This window comes from Achromobacter sp. UMC46, assembly GCF_014170335.1.
In the GTDB taxonomy this organism is placed as follows: Bacteria; Pseudomonadota; Gammaproteobacteria; order Burkholderiales; family Burkholderiaceae_B; genus Achromobacter.
Genome location: NZ_LZZS01000004.1, coordinates 521,772 through 540,970 on the forward strand (window position 1 = coordinate 521,772; position 19,199 = coordinate 540,970).

Annotated in this window: 20 protein-coding genes; 10 read left to right on the plus strand and 10 right to left on the minus strand. The window is 64.0% G+C overall.

The window, feature by feature from the left end:
• Nucleotides 1-123 precede the first annotated feature (123 nt).
• On the minus strand, nt 124-1,374 hold the full coding sequence (locus A9973_RS05215) for an NAD(P)/FAD-dependent oxidoreductase (RefSeq protein WP_183012692.1): 1,251 nt from the start codon (nt 1,372-1,374) through the stop codon (nt 124-126).
• A 409-nt stretch (nt 1,375-1,783) separates the two neighbouring features.
• Here A9973_RS05215 and A9973_RS05220 point away from each other — a divergent pair, with 409 nt between their 5' ends.
• The 5 genes from A9973_RS05220 to A9973_RS05240 all read left to right on the plus strand — a co-directional run bounded on the left by A9973_RS05220 (nt 1,784) and on the right by A9973_RS05240 (nt 6,068).
• A complete protein-coding gene (locus A9973_RS05220) occupies nt 1,784-2,905 on the plus strand; it encodes an ABC transporter ATP-binding protein (protein ID WP_183012693.1) in 1,122 nt (373 codons plus the stop codon).
• Nucleotides 2,906-2,987: 82 nt separating this feature from the next.
• Nucleotides 2,988-3,986 (plus strand): NAD(P)H-quinone oxidoreductase, encoded by a 999-nt coding sequence (locus A9973_RS05225; RefSeq protein ID WP_183012694.1) that lies wholly within the window; start codon nt 2,988-2,990, stop codon nt 3,984-3,986.
• Nucleotides 3,987-4,001: 15 nt separating this feature from the next.
• Nucleotides 4,002-4,616: a glutathione S-transferase gene (locus A9973_RS05230; protein WP_183012695.1), complete on the plus strand. Its 615-nt coding sequence runs from the start codon at nt 4,002-4,004 to the stop codon at nt 4,614-4,616.
• A gap of 10 nt (nt 4,617-4,626) precedes the next feature.
• On the plus strand, nt 4,627-5,097 hold the full coding sequence (locus A9973_RS05235; RefSeq protein WP_169273527.1) for a type II 3-dehydroquinate dehydratase: 471 nt from the start codon (nt 4,627-4,629) through the stop codon (nt 5,095-5,097).
• 11 nt (nt 5,098-5,108) lie between these two features.
• Nucleotides 5,109-6,068 (plus strand): glyoxylate/hydroxypyruvate reductase A, encoded by a 960-nt coding sequence (locus tag A9973_RS05240; RefSeq protein ID WP_183012696.1) that lies wholly within the window; start codon nt 5,109-5,111, stop codon nt 6,066-6,068.
• A 357-nt stretch (nt 6,069-6,425) separates the two neighbouring features.
• On the opposite strand, the gene A9973_RS05245 is transcribed toward A9973_RS05240, so the two are convergent.
• The 8 genes from A9973_RS05245 to A9973_RS05280 form a co-directional block, all read right to left on the minus strand.
• Nucleotides 6,426-7,247: an ABC transporter permease gene (locus tag A9973_RS05245; protein ID WP_183012697.1), complete on the minus strand. Its 822-nt coding sequence runs from the start codon at nt 7,245-7,247 to the stop codon at nt 6,426-6,428.
• A 1-nt stretch (nt 7,248) separates the two neighbouring features.
• Nucleotides 7,249-8,103, minus strand: a complete 855-nt coding sequence (locus A9973_RS05250) for an ABC transporter permease (protein WP_183012698.1) — start codon at nt 8,101-8,103, stop codon at nt 7,249-7,251.
• A gap of 78 nt (nt 8,104-8,181) precedes the next feature.
• Entirely contained in the window at nt 8,182-9,207 is a 1,026-nt protein-coding gene (locus A9973_RS05255) for a PotD/PotF family extracellular solute-binding protein (RefSeq protein WP_183012699.1), read from the minus strand.
• A 25-nt stretch (nt 9,208-9,232) separates the two neighbouring features.
• On the minus strand, nt 9,233-10,018 hold the full coding sequence (locus tag A9973_RS05260) for an amino acid ABC transporter ATP-binding protein (protein ID WP_255469025.1): 786 nt from the start codon (nt 10,016-10,018) through the stop codon (nt 9,233-9,235).
• Between the two features lie 37 nt (nt 10,019-10,055).
• Nucleotides 10,056-10,745, minus strand: coding sequence for an ABC transporter permease (locus A9973_RS05265; protein ID WP_183012700.1), 690 nt, complete (start codon nt 10,743-10,745; stop codon nt 10,056-10,058).
• Nucleotides 10,735-11,448: an ABC transporter permease gene (locus A9973_RS05270; protein WP_183012701.1), complete on the minus strand. Its 714-nt coding sequence runs from the start codon at nt 11,446-11,448 to the stop codon at nt 10,735-10,737. The genes A9973_RS05265 and A9973_RS05270 overlap by 11 nt, the downstream gene beginning before the upstream one ends.
• A 123-nt stretch (nt 11,449-11,571) precedes the next feature.
• The gene (locus A9973_RS05275; protein ID WP_183012702.1) at nt 11,572-12,363 is read right to left on the minus strand and encodes a transporter substrate-binding domain-containing protein; all 792 of its coding nucleotides are present in this window, start codon (nt 12,361-12,363) and stop codon (nt 11,572-11,574) included.
• Nucleotides 12,364-12,406: 43 nt separating this feature from the next.
• The gene (locus tag A9973_RS05280) at nt 12,407-13,204 is read right to left on the minus strand and encodes an Asp/Glu racemase (RefSeq protein ID WP_183012703.1); all 798 of its coding nucleotides are present in this window, start codon (nt 13,202-13,204) and stop codon (nt 12,407-12,409) included.
• 298 nt (nt 13,205-13,502) lie between these two features.
• Between A9973_RS05280 and A9973_RS05285 the strand changes: the two genes are divergently transcribed.
• From A9973_RS05285 to argE, 4 genes are all read left to right on the plus strand, one after another.
• Entirely contained in the window at nt 13,503-13,916 is a 414-nt protein-coding gene (locus A9973_RS05285; RefSeq protein ID WP_183012704.1) for a RidA family protein, read from the plus strand.
• A 20-nt stretch (nt 13,917-13,936) separates the two neighbouring features.
• Nucleotides 13,937-14,608: a DUF1028 domain-containing protein gene (locus tag A9973_RS05290; protein ID WP_183012705.1), complete on the plus strand. Its 672-nt coding sequence runs from the start codon at nt 13,937-13,939 to the stop codon at nt 14,606-14,608.
• Between the two features lie 174 nt (nt 14,609-14,782).
• On the plus strand, nt 14,783-15,751 hold the full coding sequence (locus A9973_RS05295) for a LysR substrate-binding domain-containing protein (protein WP_183012706.1): 969 nt from the start codon (nt 14,783-14,785) through the stop codon (nt 15,749-15,751).
• Between the two features lie 47 nt (nt 15,752-15,798).
• Nucleotides 15,799-16,980, plus strand: coding sequence for an acetylornithine deacetylase (gene argE, locus A9973_RS05300; RefSeq protein WP_183012707.1), 1,182 nt, complete (start codon nt 15,799-15,801; stop codon nt 16,978-16,980).
• Nucleotides 16,981-16,999: 19 nt separating this feature from the next.
• On the opposite strand, the gene A9973_RS05305 is transcribed toward argE, so the two are convergent.
• Complete coding sequence (locus tag A9973_RS05305; protein WP_255469026.1) at nt 17,000-18,097, minus strand: LysR family transcriptional regulator; 1,098 nt, start codon at nt 18,095-18,097, stop codon at nt 17,000-17,002.
• A gap of 151 nt (nt 18,098-18,248) precedes the next feature.
• Between A9973_RS05305 and A9973_RS05310 the strand changes: the two genes are divergently transcribed.
• Nucleotides 18,249-19,199, plus strand: a complete 951-nt coding sequence (locus A9973_RS05310; protein ID WP_183012708.1) for an N-carbamoyl-D-amino-acid hydrolase — start codon at nt 18,249-18,251, stop codon at nt 19,197-19,199.

Sequence of the window (19,199 nt, forward strand, 5' to 3'; positions counted from 1 at the left end):
TCGGCCCTTTAGTTTTTGGGGCGCATCCCGCACGCGGGGCATGAGCCGGCGCAGAATTCTACTCAGTTGCCCTAGCCCAGCCGGGGGGGGGGCGGCCTGGGGCAGGCCAAACCCCCCGTTTCGTCACTCCTTCTTGTACGCCAAGTAATCCAGATGGATACCGATATGGTCGGCGATGTAGCGGGCGTCGTGCCACACGCCCCAGATAAAGGAAGAGCTGCGGTTGGTCAGGTTGGGCAGACCCAGGAAGTAGATGCCTTTCTCGACGGAGATGCCGCGCTTGTGGATGGGGTATCCCTTGTCGTCGAAGGTGTCGACGTCGATCCAGCTGAAGTCGACTTTGAAGCCTGTCGCCCACAAAATGGTCTTGATGCCGGCCTCGGCCAGGTCCAGGCTGAGGATGGGGTAGGCAAGGCATTCCGGGTCGGGCAGCAGTTTCCAGGCATCGGGCTCGGGTGGCAGGTCCAGGCCGTTCTGCTCGATATAGGCGTCGGCTTCGCGCAGGACTTCGAAGTAGTCGGCATCGCCCTGGGCGACGTCGCGGGCAAGGTTGTCGGCGAAGCGCAGCACGCCGTTTTCGTACGAGGTCGTGATGCCGACGAGCTGGATGCCGTCGTGGGCAAGGCGCCGGAAGTCGACGGTCTTGCCGTTTTCGTAGCCGCTCACGGCAAAGGCGACGTGTTCGCGCTTGGGCTTTTTCTTGACTTCGTCCCACATTCCCAACGCCCCCAGCCACCAGCAGTAATCACGTCCGCGGTAGGAACGGGGCGGCCGGTAGTGTTCGCCCACCGACAGGTAGACGGTGCGGCCGGCCTGGCGGAGCTCTTCGGCGATCTGCGAGCCGGAGGCGCCCGCACCGACGACAAGCACGGCGCCGTCGGCCAATTGACCGGGGTTCTTGTAGGCCGAGGAATGCAGTTGCTGGATGCCGGCGTTTTCCGGCACGATGTTCGGGTAGGTGGGGACCTGGAAGGGGCCGGTCGCGGCGACCACATGCAGGGCTTCGATGGTGCCTTCGGAGGTCGTGATGGTGAAGCCCGGGCGCTTGTCATTGCGCTGTACGCGTCGGACGTCGACGCCGGTGCGCACCGGCGCATTGAGCATCCTGGCGTAGTCCTCAAAGTACTGAGCCATGCGCTCTTTCGGCGGAAAGACGTCGGGACCGACGTCATCGAACTTCAAACCGGGAAAGCGGTCGTGCCAGGCGGGGCCGTTGGCCACCAGCGAGTCCCAGCGTTCAGAGCGCCAGCGCTCGGCGATCCGCTTGCGTTCCAGCACGATATGCGGAATCCCCATGGCGCCGAGGTGCTCGCTCATTGCGATGCCGGCCTGGCCGGCGCCGATCACCAGCGTATTGGTTTTTTCAATTGACATTTGAAGATCCTAAGGAATACCGAGACCCTGGTGCGTCTCGAGGCTGACACGACGATCAAGGAAAAGAAGGCTGGCGGACCGCGTGCACGATCAGGGTGCGCGCTGAACGATTGGCATGCAGTGTGACCTCGAAGCCCCGAGTTGATAACTTCGTTTTTCGGACGGCTGACTTAGGAAAAAGCAAAGGTGCCGGTTTTACCGGGCGGCGTGCGCCGCCGCGCTTGGGACCGTCGTGATTTCTTTTTTCCGATGGCCCCCATCAGCTTCGGCAACGCACTGGAAATAGGGCTTTACCGTATTCTTGACTGCACCAGAACGCTGGCGTCGCAGCCTTGCGTGCCATGCGGCCACCGCCTGTTTTTCCCGGAATCTTCGCGCCGGGAGACTGAACTCCGTGAGTGCAGCAGCCATGCCGAATCTTCCCTTTGCCTCCGATAGCTCCAGCGCGGTCCGCCTGGAGGGAGTGGTCAAGAAATACCGCGGTCACGCGGTGCTCCAACAGGTATCCCTGAAGATCGAGCGCGGGGAATTCCTGACGCTGCTGGGCCCATCGGGCTGCGGCAAGACCACCTTGCTGAACCTGATCGCGGGCTTTGCGGATGCGGATGACGGCGAGATCTTCATCGACGACACGCCGGTCACGGCGCTGCCGCCATATCAGCGCCAGATCGGCATCGTGTTCCAGAACTATGCGCTGTTCCCGCACATGCCCGTCGAACGCAACATCGCGTATGGCCTGCGGATGCGGCGCGTGCCGGCCGCCGAGATCGAGCAGCGGGTGCGTGAAGCCATGGCCCTGGTGAAGCTGGACGGACTGGGCGAGCGCAAGCCGCGTGAGCTGTCAGGCGGCCAGCAGCAGCGCGTGGCGCTGGCGCGAGCCCTGGTGATTCGTCCCAAGGTGTTGTTGCTTGACGAGCCGTTTTCGGCGCTGGACAAAAGCCTGCGCGGCGCCATGCAGGTGGAGATCCGCGACATCCAGCGCAGGCTGGGCGTGACGACGATTTTCGTCACGCATGACCAGGGCGAAGCGCTCAGCATGTCGGATCGCATCGCCGTGATGAACCAGGGCGTGATCCGGCAGGTCGCTACGCCGGACGAGCTCTACCGCAACCCGCAGGATCCGTTCGTGGCGTCGTTCCTGGGTGATGTCAACATCCTGCCCGCGCACTATCACGGCAGCAGCGCCGACACCATCCAGTTGCGCCTGGGGGCGGGGCTGACGCATATCCCCCGCCAGCGCCTGGTGGGCGGTTCGCACCAGGGCCACCGGCTTGATCTCTACGTGCGGCCGGAGCATATCAAGCTGGAAGCCCTGCACAGCGGATCGATCGTGAGCGGCACGGTCGTCAACCACGTGTTCCAGGGCGACCACGTCGATCTGTACCTGGAGGTGCACATTCCCGTGGAAGGGCGCCAGCACGTGATGGTGCGCACCTTCGACCTGAACTGCATCCATGAATGGCCCGTGGGCGCCGTGGCGGGACTTGCGCTGCCCGGCCACGGGGTCAGTGTCTTCAACGCGCCGTCCTGAAGCCGGTTTCACGCGATGCCCCTTCCTGGCGGCCGCGCCTGCGCAGCCGCCGAGTTTCCATTCGTCTGCGAGGCACAGTGCCATGAATCAAATCCCCGCTGAAATGCAAGCCATCGTCGCCCGCGAGCCGGGCGACGCCACCGTGTTGACGCTGGCTGGCAGGCCGGTACCGGCGCCCGGGCCCGGAGAAGTGTTGCTGCGCGTGCTTTCGGCCGGCATCAACCGGCCCGACATCATGCAGCGCCAGGGCGTGAGCAAGCCGGCGCCGGGCGTGACCGACGTGCTGGGGATGGAAGCTTGCGGCGAGGTCGCGGCGTGCGGACCCGGCGTGCTGGCGTCCTTGCTTGGGCAGCGTCTGATGAGCCTGCTTGCGGGCGGGGGCTATGCGCCGTGGTGCGTGGCGCGCGTGGATCATTCCCTGGCAGTGCCAGAGGGGCTGGACGACGCGCAGGCAAGCGCCCTGCCGGAAGGCCTGTTCACCGTCTGGCACAACCTGTTCGAACTCGGCCACCTGCGCATGGGTGAGACCGTGCTGATCCATGGCGGCGGCGGTGGCATCGGCACGCTGGCCATCCAGATGGCGCATGCCGCCGGCGTGCGGGTCATCGCCACGGACGGCGAACGCGATCGCTTGGATGCCCTGCGCGAACTCGGCGCCGACGAGGTGATCTGCTTTCATGACACGGATTTCGTGGAAGCCTGCGCGGCTTTCACGCAGGGCCGTGGCGTGGACGTCGTGCTGGATATCGTCGGCGGCGACTATGTGCGGCGCAATCTGCAGGCGCTGGCCTTCGGCGGGCGCCACGTGAGCCTTTCCTTTCTGCAGGGGTCGGCCGTCAACATCGAACTGCTGACCCTGATGCAAAAGCAGTTGAGCTTGCACTCTTCGACCATGCGTCCGCAAACCGATGCCGAGAAGGCTCGGATGGCGGTCGCGCTCAGGCGCCATGTGCTGCCGTTGGTGGCCGCGGGCCGCATCCGGCCCAGGATGGCGCAAAGCCTGCCCCTGGCCGACGCCGTACGCGCGCATCAGTTGCTGGAAAGCGGCAAGGTGTTCGGCAAGCTGGTCCTCAAACCCTGACAAACGGAGAACGGATTGAAACTTCTCTATGCCCCGACGTCCCCCTTCGTGCGCAAGGTCATGGTGTGCGCGCACTTGACCGGCCAGGCCAAACAGATTGAATGGCTGGCCAGCGCCGCGCATCCGGTCAACCGCGACACGCGCATCGCCGCCCACAATCCGCTGGCCAAGGTGCCCACCCTGATCCTGCCGGACGGCAGAGCGCTGTATGACAGCCGGGTGATCTGCGAATACCTGGCCGAGGCCGCCGGCGATACGCAGTTGTTTCCGGCAGGTCCGGCCCGATGGGTGGCGTTGACGCGCCAGGCCCTGGGCGACGGCTTGCTGGACGCCGCCCTGCTGGCGCGCTACGAGCACACGGCCCGGCCGGCCGAAATCCAGTGGCCCCAATGGCGCGAGGCGCAGCTCGTCAAAGTCCAGGCCTGCCTGGCGGATATCGAGTCGCAGGCAGACGACCTGCCGCGAACGCATCCGAGCATCGGCGACCTGACCCTCGCCTGCGCCCTGGGGTATCTGGATTTCCGCTTCCCCGAATTGGACTGGCGCACCGCGCATCCGCGCGCCGCGGCGTGGTTCTCCGTGTTCAACGAATTGCCTGCCATGCAGGCGACCCTTCCCCATGACGCCTGAGACTGCCTCCATGACGACGCCGAGCGCAACCCCAACATCTTCCACGGTGTGGTTTCTTAACGGGCCGAACGCCAATCTCTACGGACTGGACGCCAACAAGACCTATGGCTCCGACAGTTTTCCCGTGTTGCAGCAGCGCTGCGAAAGCAAGGCCGCCTCGCTGGGCATCCAGTTGAACTTCGTCCAGTCCAACCACGAAGGCCAACTGGTCGACTGGATCCAGGAAGCCCGCGGCACCGCTCAGGGCGTCATCATCAACGCGGCTGGCCTGACCTATTCGTCGGTGCCCATCCTCGATGCCTTGTTATCCTTTCCGGGCAGGATCATCGAAGTCCACATGAGCAACATCTGGCGGCGTGAAGCCTTCCGCCATCATTCCTATATTTCCAAGGCCGCGGATGGTGTCATCGCGGGGCTGGGCGGCGATGGCTATGAGCTTGCCATCGAGGCCATGTCCCGCCTGATCAACCGCGGCACCTGAGGTAGACCGCCATGCCCGCATCCCCCCGCCCCGCCGTGTCGGGCGCAATGATCTTCTATAGCGATTTCGACGACTACACGGCCTGGCGCGATGCCATGCAGGCGCGGCTGCCGGACTTGCGCGTGGTGCACGGCAACGACGCGCACGATCCGGCCGACATCCACTACGCGTTGGTCTGGAAGGCGCCGCAGCGCTTCTTCGACCGCATGAAGAACCTGCGCCTCATCGTGAATCTGGGCGCGGGGGTGGATTCACTCGTCGGCCGCGAGGACCTGCCCGCCGAGGTGCCCATCACGCGCATCACCGATCCCAACATGGCGCGCATGATGGCGGGCTATGTGCTGTTCGCCACCCTGCGCCATGCGCGCGACATTCCGTATTTCGAAGCGGCGCAGCGGCGGGGCGAATGGGCCTATCGCCATCCCCGTTCGCCGGAGACGGTGCGCGTGGCCGTGCTGGGCCTGGGCGAACTGGGCGCCTGCGCGGCGCGGGAACTGTCCCGCCAGGGGCTGACGGTGCTGGGCTGGTCGCGCAGCCCGCGCAATGTCGAAGGCATCGAGTGCCATGCCGGCATGGCGTCGCTGGATACCGTGCTGTCGCGCGCCGACATCCTTGTGGTAATGCTTCCGCTTACGCCGCAGACGCGCGGCCTGCTGGACCGCGAACGCCTCCAGCGCCTGCCGCGCGGCGCGGCGCTGATCAATGTGGCCCGGGGCGCACTGGTGGACCAGGCCGCCTTGACCGACTTGCTGCGCAACGGCCATCTGGGCGGCGCGACGCTGGATGTTTTCGAGCGCGAACCCCTGCCGCCAGGCGACCCGCTCTGGGCGATGGAAAACGTGCTGATCACGCCCCACCTGGCTTCGGTTGCCATTCCGGCATCGGCCGCCGAACAGATCGCCGACAACGTGCAGCGTGTCAGCCAGGGCCTGGAGCCCGCTAACCGCGTCGATCCGGCGCGCGGCTATTGAAGGGCTCGGCGGGCTCGCTCGGATGTTAGAGCTTGCGGATGTCAGGGTTCTGAACTCGCCGAGGCTGCCCTGCGCCATTCCGATGCTCGCCCCACTGGGGCTGCGCTTCGGATGGCTCCGGGGTCCTCGCCTTACAGCCGCCCAATGCGAGGGTTCTGAAACCCGTTCATAGGTAGATGCCGGCGGCCTTGAACTCGCTCATGGGCAGATGCCGTGAGCCGGGGGCCGGGCGGAGGGATCCGAAGCGCAGGACCACCGGGCCGAGCATCGGAATCCCGCAGTCCGGACTCCGGCGGCTCAAGAACGAACGAACCCGACGTCACAAAATAAAACGTCAACATTCCACTCAAAAATTCTCTAGTGGTTGTCCTCGATATTGAGGATCCTGCCCAACCCGAGAAAGCGGTTGGCGAATATCAGCAACGTGGCCGTCACCACGATATACACCACCGACAGCGCGGCCAGGGTCGGGTCGGCGAACTCGCGCACATAGTTGTACATGGTCACCGGCAGGGTCTGCGTGTTCTGGGTGGTCACGAACAACGACGCGGTGAATTCGCTGAACGACATGATGGCGGCGAACAGCCAGCCGCCGAACAGGCCGGGTGCCAGCAAGGGCACGGTGATCGTGAACAGGACCCGCACGGGCGAGGCGCCCAGGCTGGCGGCGCTCTGCTCCAGGCGTTCGTCCAGGTTCTCCATCGAGACATAGACGCTGCGCAGCACGAATGGCAGCACGAGGATGACGTGGCACAGGATCACGATGCCGTAGCCGCGATCAATGTTCAGCTGCGCCACCAAGATCAGCAGGCCCAGCCCCACGGTGAAATGCGGGATCACCAGCGGTGAAAGCAAAATGGCCTGCAGGATGTTCTTGCCGGGAAACGCCATGCGCTTGACCGCGATCGCCAGTCCGGTGCCGATGACCAGCGCCAGCAACGACGACCAGAACGTCACCACCATGCTGGCGCGAAAGCCGTCGCGGAAGTCGGAGTAGGTGAAGACACGCTCGAACCAGCGCCAGGACCAGGCCTGCGGCGGAAACGTCAGCAAGGCCTTTTCATTGAAGGAAGCCAGCACCACCACCACGACCGGCAGCAGCACGAAGGCGAGGATGAGCGTGATCAGCACGGGCGCGCCGATGCGCAGCCACAGGGGAAGAGATTTACGGAGACCCATGTCAGTGTCCTCCAATGACCTTGAGACGGCGCGTGACACGGCCGAGCAGTATCAGCGAGATCGCCGTCAGGCCCAGGCCCATGACGCTCAGGCTGGCCGCCAGGGGAAAGTTCATCGACGAGAATCCCAGCTGGTAGACCAGTGTGGAAACCGTCGGGACACGACCTCCGCCGATCATTTGGGGCGTGGCGAAGGCGCTGAACGTCCAGGCGAACGACGTCGTGATGCTGGCCAGAATTCCCGGCATCGACAACGGAAGCGTGATGGTCAGGAACGTTCGCACCGGCCCCGCACCCAGGCTCTCGGCCGCTTTCTCGTAATCGCGGTCGATGTGCGAGATGGCGGTAGCCAGCATCAGCACGACCACCGGGACGGTGACGTGCACCAGCGCCACCAGTACGCCAAGATGGCTGAACATCAGCGCAAGCGGCGTATCGATCAGGCCCAGCTTGAGCAGCATCGAATTGATGAAGCCCGTGCTGCCCAGCACGATGATCCAGGAATAGGTGCGCACGATTTCGCCCAGGAAGAGCGGCGTGATGGATACGATCAGGATGAAAGACTTGATGTAGCGGTTTCGCACCCTGACCAGCGCATACGCCAACGGGTACGCGACGAGCAGGGAGAAGATCGTGGTTTCCACGCTCAGGCGCAGAGTGTTGACAAAGGCATCGACGTAGATCTGCTTGCCCATGCCGGAGAAATTCGTCAACGTCAGGCCGCCGACGTCCAGCGAACCGGGAATGAAAGTGCGCAAGCTGTACTGCAGCACGGCCGCCATGGCGACGCAGATGCACAGCGCGATGAAGCTGGCCGGGGATATCAGCCATCCCCTCAGGGTGGAACGCGCATCCATGGTTTACCCATCCTTCGTGTACGGTGAAAGCGTAGCGATGCCGCGGCCGGCAAGGCCGCGAGGCCGCGGTATCGGCAATCAGTTCATGATGTTCTCGGTAAACCACTTGCGCCACTCGGCAGTCTTTTCGGCGCGCAGCTTGTCATCGATGACGATGGCCTGGGTATCCCATTGCTGCTTGGTCGTGAAGACGCCCGGCAGCGCGGCGTCTTCGGGCGAGACCTTGGCGTCGTCGATGACGGGGCTGGCCTTCTTGGCGGCCACGATCTTTGCCTGCACTTCCGGCGACAGCGCGATGTTCATGAACTTGTGCGCCAGGTCGGACTTGGCGGTGCCTTTCATGATGCCCATGGTGTCGACCCCCAGCACCGCGCCTTCCTTGGGCATCACCACCTTGATCGGCACGCCCTGGCCGATCATGTAGTAGGCGTTCATGGACAGCACGATCTGCACGGGCGTCTCGCCGGCGGCGATCAGTTGCTGGCTGTTGGCATCGTTGGTGTAGAAGGCCTTGAAGTTGGGCTTCAGGGCCTTGAGTTTTTCCTGGCCCTTTTCCCAGCTGCTCGCGTCGCCGCCCGAGAGCAAAGCCGAGATGTCGATGATATGGCTGGGGTCGAAATCGGGCGCGGACAGCTTGCCTTTCAGCGCCGGGTTCCAGAGATCGTTCCAGCTGTTGAAGGTGATGCCGGCGGGAACCAGATCGGGGCGGTAGCCGATGGTGTACACGTACGCCCAGCTGCCGATATGGTACGGGCTGATCTTGGCGCGGTCGACCAGGTGCGCGTAATTGGGGATTTTGCTCAGGTCCAGCTTTTCGTACAGACCGGCATTGACGTAGAGCCAGCCGATGTGCGATGTGGTGAACGTGATGTCGCTTTCCGGCTTGTTGGCGAGCTTGGCCTTGTTCAGGCGGTCGATGGTGCCGCCCGTGATGTACTTCACCGGCACCCCGGTCTGCCGCGTGAACTCCTTGGCGATGGTCTCATCGATAAGGTCCCGGAAGCTGCCGCCCCAGGTGCTTACCACGAGGGCATCCTGCGCATGCGCCGTGCCGGCGAGGGCCGCGCCGGCAAGCATGCCCGCGCAAATGAGTTTTTTGATCATGACAACCCCTTGTCTATGTTGTTGGCTACAAAACCTGTTCCAGGAAATGCTTCAGGCGCTCGCTCCTGGGCGAGGCGAAGAACTGTTCGGCGGGCGCGGTCTCGATGATTTCGCCGCACTCCATGAACACGCAGCGGTCGGCCACCTTGCGGGCGAAACCGATCTCGTGGGTAACGCAGATCATGGTGATGCCGGTCTGGGCCAGGTCTTCCATGATGCGCAGCACGGAGCCGACCGATTCCGGATCCAGCGCCGACGTCGGTTCGTCGAAAAGCATGATGCGCGGCCGCAGGCAGAGCGCGCGCGCGATGGCCACGCGCTGCTGCTGCCCGCCGGAAAGCTGGATCGGATACTTGCCGGCCTGTTCGATCACATTGACCTTGGCGAGATACTCCCGTGCGGTCTGTTCGGCCTCGGCGGCCGGCGTCTTCAAGGCGATCTTCAACGCGAAGGTGCAGTTTTCCAGCACCGTCATATGCGGAAAGAGATTGAAGCTCTGGAACACCATGCCCAGCTGGCGCCGAACCTGCTCCACGCTTTCCGGACGCCGGGTCAGCGCGGTGCCATTGACGTGGATATCGCCCGAGTCGTGCTGTTCCAGATGGTTGATGCAGCGGATGAGCGACGACTTGCCGGATCCCGAAGGGCCGCACAGGATGACGATTTCGCCGCTGGATACCTCAAGGTGGATATCCCGCAGCGCGTGGAACGACCCGTAGAACTTGTTCACGCCCGAGATGGATACCGCGGGCGCGCATTCAGAGCGGACGGAGGACAACGGCGGCGTGATGCTGGACAGGATGGCAGTCATGATGGTTCGCGCTCTGATGGACGGTCGGCCGGGCGGCTCAGACTCGGGCGAGATAGCGGTTCAATCTGCGATCCGCGACCGAGAATCCAAGACGTATGCTGTTGGTGATGCACCAGTAGATGGCCGCCGCCGTGATCAGGGGCGTGAACGGGTCATAGGTGTAGTCGAAAACGGTATTGGCGGCCGCGGTCAGGTCGACCAGCGTGATGGCGCTGACGGCCGCCGTGCTTTTCACCATGATCAGCAACTCATTCTGATAGGCGCGCAGCACATAGCGCGCGACCAGCGGAAGCCGCAACCGGAACAGGATTTGCGCGGGCTTCAGGCCCAGGGTCTGCGCGGCCTCGATGGTGCCTTTCGGAATTGCCGCAAGCCCGCCGCGGATGATCTCGGCCATGAAGCCCGAGTGGGTCAGCGCCAAGCCCAGCCACGCGCAGACATAGGCGCTGGAAAAGACGTTCCACAGAAAGGTGTCGCGCACAAATGAGAACTGCGGCAGTCCGCTGTAGATCAGATACAGCAGCACCAGGCTGGGCACGCCTCGGAAGAAGCCGATATAGCTGCTGGCGAAGACGGCGCGCGGGCCTGGCCGGAAGCTCGCCAGGGCAACCGGCAGCGCCAGCAAGAGGCCGATGACCAGCACCGGCAGCAGCACGGCGAATGTCGTGCCGGCGCCAGCCAGCAGTTTGGGCAGGCTGTCCCAGGCCACCTGGAAATCAAAGTGCATGAGACGCTCCCTGGGTCACGACGGGATGAAAGCCGCGCGCGGCCCACGTTTCAACGCGGCGGGCCACGAAGTAGGTCAGCCAGGTCATCATGAGGAAGAAGCACGCCGCCAGCATGTAATAGACGAAGGGTTCCTTGGTCACGCCAGAGGCGAGCTTGGCGTAGGCCATGATTTCCTTCAGGCCGATCAAGGAGATGAGGGCGGTGTCCTTGAGCACGACGATCCACATATTGGTCATGCCGGGCAAGGCCAGGCGCAACATCTGCGGCAGGATGACCTTCAGCCAGATGGCGCGGCGCGGCACCAGCAGCACGCGCGCGGCCTCGAACTGTCCGTGGGGCACGTTCTGGATCGCGCTGCGTATCAGGTCGGCCAGATAGGCGCCGTACACCATGCCCAGAGCCGCGACCGCCGCCATGAAAGGCGTGATCTCGATGCGCTGGCCGATGCCGAACGGCGAGAGCAGGCCGGCGACGATCTGTGAGCCGCCGTAATAGAACAGGAATCCCACCAGCAGCGAAGGCACGCCGGTGAAGATGGAGGCATACGGGATCCAGATGATCCTGGCCAGCAGTGTCGGCCGTAGCGTGATCAGGGCAAAAAACGTCCCGATCGCGAGCGCCAGCAGATAGGCACAGACGGCGACCTGGATCGTCATCATCGCGCCGGTCGCGAGTTGCTGCACGAAACCCATCGAAGGCATGAGGTATTCCTATAGCCTGTTCACATTGAAAGGCGCTTTGCGCAGCCCAGGCAAGCGTATGAAACTTGCCGCCGGGCCCGCCGGCCCGGTGGCGGGCGGCCCTTGCGGGGGGCGCATATCCGGCTAGCGGCAGGCCGCTTCCTCGGGCAGGAGCTCCACTTCCATATAGGGTTTGCGCAATGTGGTGAAGGTGCAGTCCTTGATGATGGTTTCCAGCGTGGCGTTCATGCGGTTGAGCAGTTCGCCGCTGTCCTTGCGGGCGATCCAGCTTGAGCCGGCGTCGCCGCCACCGGTCCACAAGTCGCCGCCCGCGAATTTCCAGCCCTTGCCTTGCGGCTTGGACAGGAACTCGTTGGTCCAGCTGATCTTGGGCCCCAGGCTCATGTCCAGCCGCCCATTGGCGAGGTCGAGCCGGATCTGGTCGGGGTTGTCGTAGAACACGACTTGCACCGCATTGCCGAACGTCTCGGACACGTACTTGGCTTGCGCCGAACCCCGTTGCAGGCCGATGCGCACGCCCTTGAGCCCTTCAGGCGTGAAGGTGTAGTTCTTCGCTTCCGGAACCACGTAAGAGTCTGGATTGAACAGCACCGGGCGGCCGAACAGCACCTTTTCCTTGCGTTCCGGCAGCGGCTTGGTCTGGCTGACCACGGCGTCCAGCTTCTTCTGCAGCAGTGCGGGAATCAGGGCCTTGAAGTCCATGACGACGATTTCGCAATCGACCTTCATCCGCTTGCACATTTCGCGCGCCAGATCGGGTTCAAGGCCCGTCAGGCGGCCCGACGGGTCGACCATGCTGAACGGGGGATAGCTTCCCTCGTTGCCAAGCACCAGCTTCTCGGCATGGGCCGGCGCCAGGACGAATAACGAGGCGCTTGCGAGTGTCAGCGCCGTGATGGTTTTGTGCAGATGCATCTTTTTTCCCCTTGCTTATTGGTTATCCGCCGTGGCGAAGTGCTTACATCGTGTTGGCCTTGGTCAGGTTCGACTCGAACAGCGACCCGTAGCCGGGCTTGGCGCCTGCCGCGCCGGTGAGTTCCAGGCAATGCCAGAACGAGGCCTGGATGGCCGAAATCACCGGCTTGCCGAGTTTCTGTTCAAGCGCCTCGATGGCGCCGACGGTCCGGAAATTGGTGCACGAAACGAAGATGGCTGTCGCATCGGGGTGGTCGACCGAGATCACGTGGTCATAGACCTTCTCCAGCGGCACCTCCGCCAGCGCGTGATCATCCGAGATGCCCAGGCAGGCGCTTCTGACGACCTCGTGGCCGTTTTCCTGCAGGAAGCGGATGGCGCGCTCATGGATTTCCGGCACATACGGCGTAGCCAGCGCAACCTTGCCGGCTTTCACCTTCTTCAAGGCCGCGAGCGTGGCGGTGGACGCCGTGGTGATCTTCGGCCCCGGCACCCATTGCCGCAGCTTCTGGATAAGCGCCTGGTCGTAGGCGGTGCCGTGCAGAAACGAGGCGCTGGTCCCGCCGAACAGCAACACGTCGATGGGCGCCGCGCCGGCCAGGCGCGCGGCCTGTTCGAGTTCCGGCGCATTCATCATTTCTTCGATGCCCTGCACGGTGACCTTGGGCAGCTTGATGCGCGCGGTATGGGTGGAAACCCCCGGACCGGACATGGCCCACATCTCTTCTTCCATCACGACGCTGGAGGCGATGTAGATCAGCCCGATGCGGGCAAGATCGCCCGCGCCGTCATAGCGGAATCGGGGATAGGCAGCGGGTAGGTGCGTTGAGGCGGTGTTCATCCGTTTTCCCTGCAAAGAGAGGTGGCTTCAGCCAGCGAAAACCAATGATGAGAGACGCGATCCGAGCGACCAAGTCGCCTTTTCCGTTGGCAGGGATAGATTTTCCTGATGGCCGGGCGAGGGCGCATCGCCACGGGCGCCGCCCCGCGTCAGGATTTCCGAGACGGGACGCCGGAAAAAACAAATAGGCTGCCGCCCCGCTTGGGCCGACCATCAGCGGGCAGGTCACGGCCTGATGCGACGCCGCTTGCCAGGCAGGCGCGGGGTCTCCGGATAAACCCTAATAAAGAGTCGAGCCATGAAGCACAAGCGCATACGCACCTTCAATACCAAGACAACCTACCCGGAACAGAAACTCGACAACGATCTGTGCCAGGCCGTCGTCGCGCGCGGCAGCACCGTCTTCCTGCGCGGGCAGATCGGCCAGAACCTGGACACCTCCGAGAGCGTCTGCATCGGCGATGTCTCGGGCCAGGCGGAGCAGGCGATGAAGAACATCGACCTGCTGCTCAGGGAGGCCGGCGGCGAACTGCAGGACATCTGCAAGATCACGATCTACATCATCGATCCCCGTTATCGCGAAGCGGTCTATCTTGTGGTCGGCAAGTGGCTCAAGGGCGTGTTCCCGGTGTCCACCGGTATTGTGGTGTCGGCATTGGCGCGCCCCGAATGGCTGGTGGAAATCGACGCGACCGCTGTTATCCCGGATTGACGCCTCAGGAGGCCCAGGTCATGACTTTCTCGATCATCGCCCGTTGCCCGGCCACAGGCCAATTCGGCGCGGCCGTCTCGTCCTCGTCGCCCGCGGTGGCGGCGCGTTGCGTCCGCGCCCGCGCAGGCGTGGGCGCGGCCGTCAGCCAGAACATCACCGACCCCGCCCTGGGGCCACTCATTCTTGATGCGATGGGCCAGGGCCATTCGCCCGAGCGCGCGCTGCAGTCCCTGGCCGACCGTCCTTTCATCAGCTACCGGCAACTGATGGCCATCGACGCCACGCGGGCGCCGGCCATCTTCACCGGGTCGAACGCGCTGGGCCGGCTGGCCAGCGCAAAAGGCGAGCACGCCGCGTGCGCCGGCAACATGCTGGCGTCGCTGGATGTGCCCGCCGCCATGCTGTCGGCGTTCGAGAGGACGCCGGGCTCGCTGGCCGAACGCCTGATTCAGGCGATGTTGGCCGGTCAAGCCGCCGGCGGCGAAGAGGGGCCGGTACATTCGGCCGGGCTGCTGGTGGTGGCGGAACTGGATTGGCCCATCGTCGACCTGCGCATGGACTGGGTGGAGCAATGCCCCGTCGAGACGCTTTACGAGGCCTGGAAGGTCTACGAGCCGCAGGTCCAGGACTACATCACCCGCGCCAGGGATCCGCGCGCTGCGCCGAGTTTCGGCGTGCCAGGCAATCTGTGACAGCCTGCGGCAGGCGACGAGTGCGAGAAAACCCGAGGAGCGCCATGCCCGCCGTCCGGGCATAGTGGAGGCACTTTTCCTCGGTGCGGCGCATGCCGGCGCCGGGCCACGGTGGCGGCCCGCCAGCCGGAACGCCATCTCCTTCCAGCCGCTCCAGTTTTCTCTCTTCGGACTATGCTCAATCGCATTTCGCTGCGCCAGATGGAGTACTTCGTCGCCACGGCCAAGCACGGCAGTATCGCTGCGGCATCCAGCCAGATTCACATTTCGGCGCCTTCGATTTCGGCCGCCATCGCACATGTCGAAACCGAACTGGACGTGCAGTTGTTCGTCCGGCATCCGTCCAAGGGCCTGGCCCTGACGGTGCTCGGCCAACAGGTCATGGGCGAATGCGAGGACCTGCTCGAGCGCGCGTCGCGCCTCTACAAGATCGCGTCCGTCTCCAGCAATACCATTCAGGGCACCTTGCGCGTGGGCTGCTTCCAGTCGCTCACGGCCATGATCGCGCCCGAGGTGATCTTCGGGTTCTCGCGCGCCTTCGACAAAGTCGACCTGCACATGGTCGAAGGCGACCAGCAGTTGCTGATCGACAAGCTGCATACCCTGGAGATCGACGTCGCGCTCAGTTACGACCTGAGGCTGGGCGACGAAATCTCGTTCGAGGCGCTGGCGCGCCTGCCGCCGCATGTGGTGGTAAGCGAATTGCATCCGCTGTCGCAGCAGATCGCGGTGACGCTGGAGGAGCTGGCCCGCTTGCCCATGGTGCTGCTGGACCTGCCCTTGAGCCGTGAATACTTCATGTCGCTATTCGCAAAGTTCGGGCTGGAGCCGAATATCGTGGCGCGTTCGCGCTCCGAAGAAGTGGTGCGGTCCATGGTCGCCAACGGCATCGGCTATGCCCTGTTCAACGTGCGGCCGAAGTCCACGCAGGCGCTGGATGGCAAGCGGCTGGTGCGGCTGCGCCTGGTGGGCGAACACCGCCCCATGCTGCTTGGGCTGACGACCTACAAGCCGATGAAGCCGTCGCGCCTGACCGAGGTATTCATGCAGCGCTGCCGCGCCTACATCTCTGATCAATACATTCCAGGCATGAGCGAAGGCAGTTTCTTCGATCCTTATGTGCCTCCTCCTGAAAACAACTGAACAGACGGCGCGCCCGCGTGCCGCCCGCAACCTTGCAGGTCCAAGCCATGAGCACACCGACCCCCGACAACAGTCCAGATCTATTGCGCGAGCTGCTCGCGTTTCAATCCGTCACGCTGACGCCCAACATCGAACTCATCGACCGGGTGCGGGCGTTGCTGGCGCAGGCGGGCATCGCGTCCACGCTGGTGGCGGACCCTCAGGACGCCAGGCGCAGCAATCTGTTCGCCTCCACCGGCCCCCAAGACGTGCCCGGCATCGTGCTCTCGGGCCACACCGACGTGGTCCCCGTGACGGGCCAGCTCTGGAGCTCGCCGCCCTTCGAGGCGACCGAACGCGACGGGCGGCTCTATGGACGGGGCAGCGCGGACATGAAGGGCTTCGTCGCCTGCGCCGTGATGGCCATGATCCGCGCGGCCCGTCAGCCGCTTGCGCGGCCCCTGCATCTGGCGCTGTCGTTCGATGAAGAAATCGGCTGCGTGGGCGTGCGCCACATGCTGCGGGCGCTGGAGCACATGAAACCGGCCCCGCTGCTCTGCGTGGTGGGTGAGCCGACGCTGATGAAGATCGGCACCGGCAACAAAGGCAAGGCGGCCTACCGGGCCTTGTGCTGCGGCCAGGCGGGCCACTCCGGGCTGGCGCCGCACTACGTCAATGCCATCCATACGGCCAGCGACCTGATCAGCGCGCTGCGCGACGTGCAGCATGATCTTGCCGAACACGGGCCGCGCGAACCCGGCTACGAAGTGCCTTACACGACCGTGCATGCGGGCACCATCAGGGGGGGCACGGCGCTGAACATCGTGCCCGCGGAATGCGAAGTCAATTTCGAGATCCGCAACGTTGCGCAGGACGACCCGAACCAGATCCTGGAGCGGGTGCTGGAACTTACCCGGGCGAAAATGCGTGCCGCGGGCGCCTTGCCCGATGCCGAGCCGCCCCGGGTCACGACGGTCAATCGCTATCCCGGCCTTGCCACGCCGGAGGACTCCGCAGGCGTCGCGTTGCTGGCTTCGTGGCTGCCGCCGGACACGCCGCTCACCAAGGCCGCGTTTGGCACCGAAGGCGGGTTGTTCCAGGCGCTTTGGGCGCAGACGCCCGTGCTGATCTGTGGACCGGGCAGCATCGACGTGGCGCACAAGGCCGACGAGTACGTCGAGCTCTCCCAGTTGGAGGCCTGCGACGCCATGATGGAGAAGTTGACGCGGTATTTGATGGCGCCGGCTTGAGGCCCCTCTGCGCAGACCCTCAGCTTCGGTTGTTCAGCATGTGCAGTTGCATGGACGGGGCCTCGCGGGTAGACGCGGCATGCTGCGCGAAATGCTGATCGCGTTGATGGCGGAATTCATCGGCTTCGGCAAGCATCCAACCCTGCAGGGCGGCGATCTGTTCGGACGGCTGGTGCGCGGTCGCGAAGAAGTATGACGCGGGTGAGGGCGCGAAGATGCCGAACACATCGATCAAACGGCCTGCCAGCACATCTTCGAAAACGATCGCCGCGCGTCCCATCGCGATGCCTTGCCCGGTCATGGCCGAGCCCACCGCCAATTGCGAGAGGTTAAAGCGCTGGCCCAGGTGCAAGTCCGGCAGATCCACGCCGGCATGTTCCAGCCACGTGCGCCATTCGATCAGGGCGGGGGCACCCGCCCACGCCGAGTCGTCATGCAGCAGGAAATTCGGCCGCAGGTCGTGAGGGGTCAGGATTTCGGGGTGCGCTGCCAGGAACTCCGGACTGGCGACGGGGAAGATCCATTCATCGAGCATGGCCACGCCCTTGGCGGGCGCCGTCTGTGCGGGCGTGAAGCAAATAATGGCGTCGATGTGTTTGCCAGGAGGGTGCTTATCGTCCAAGGGCTGCACTTCGGCCTGCACGCGTAGGGGTACATCAGGATGGCATCGAAAAAAGTCTCCCATGCGGGGCATCAGCCACCGCATGGCAAACGAGGGCGCGCAAATCATTTCCATGGGCGCGGCAATGCGTTCCTGGCGGATGTCACCGATGACCGTGTCCATGCTGCGAAAGGCATCGCTGACTACGCCACGCAATCGCTCGCCTTCCGCGGTGAGCAGGACTTCCCGGGGTAATCGCTGCAGCACGGGGACATCGAGCCAACCTTCAAGCTGCTTGATCTGTTGGCTGACGGCGCCCTGGGTGATGTGAAGCTCTTGCGCCGCGCGCGTAAAGCTGCCGCAGCGCGCAACGGCCTCGAAGCAGCGCAACCAGGTCAATAGAGAGGGCGAGAAACGCGTCTTCATCATCTGCTTCGTTAGTTGGGTGGCCGTTCCCCGGCGTGGTGCAGGATTGGCATGAGATGGTGCGAAAAAAACGTCATCGCGGTGCAGCAAATTGTGCGTTGCCCGATCCCGGCGATCGTCCGGCCTGAGATTAGTGCCGCTAATGGGCTGGGCCAGTATAAGTCGTTTGTATCGCCTTCTGATCAAGGTGACTATGCAGCCATCAGCGACCACATGCAGGTCGACGCTTACGGAGACAACGATGGCACGGCATATCACGATCGGCGCGGCGCAGCTTGGCCCGATTGCCAAGGGAGAGGGCAGGCAGGCGGTGGTCAAGCGGCTGATCGCATTGCTTCGGCAAGCCAGTGCCCGCGGCTGCGAACTCGTGGTTTTCCCCGAGCTGGCCCTGACCACGTTCTTTCCCCGCTGGCTGATAGAAAGCGGCCCCGAGCTGGACGCCTGGTACGAGGCGGAAATGCCGAATGCGCAGACGCAGCCCTTGTTCGACGAGGCGCGCGCCTTAGGCGTCGGCTTCTACATCGGGTACGCGGAGCTGGCCGTCGAGGACGGCAAGACGCACCACTACAACACGTCCATTCTGGTCGGCGCAGATGGAGAAATCATCGGCAAGTACCGCAAGATCCATTTGCCCGGGCATGTGGAGCCGCAGCCCGGCCGCGACGCCCAGCATCTGGAGAAGCGCTATTTTGAACCGGGCAATCTGGGTTTTCCCGTATGGGACGCTTTTGGCGGCGTGGTGGGCATGTGCTTGTGCAATGACCGGCGCTGGCCCGAAACCTATCGGGTGATGGCCCTGCAGGGCGCGGAGCTTGTCGTGCTGGGCTACAACACGCCCAATGACCATACCGGCGACGGCGCGGTGGATGGCTTGTCCAATTTCCATAACCACCTGGCCATGCAGGCGGGGGCGTACCAGAACAGCGCATGGGTCGTGGGCACGGCCAAGTGCGGCCGCGAAGAGGGGTCGCTGATGATCGGGCAGAGCGCCATCATCGCGCCTTCCGGCGAAATCGTGGCGATGGCGACAACGCTCGAAGACGAACTCGTCACCGCGCGCTGCGATCTGGACATGAGCAAGGTGTATCGCGAGACATTCTTTGATTTCGCGCGCCACCGCGAGCCGCAGCACTACGGCTTGATTGTCGAGCGCAAGGGCGTGGGTCCGGCCTTGAACCAGAAAGCGGCTTGA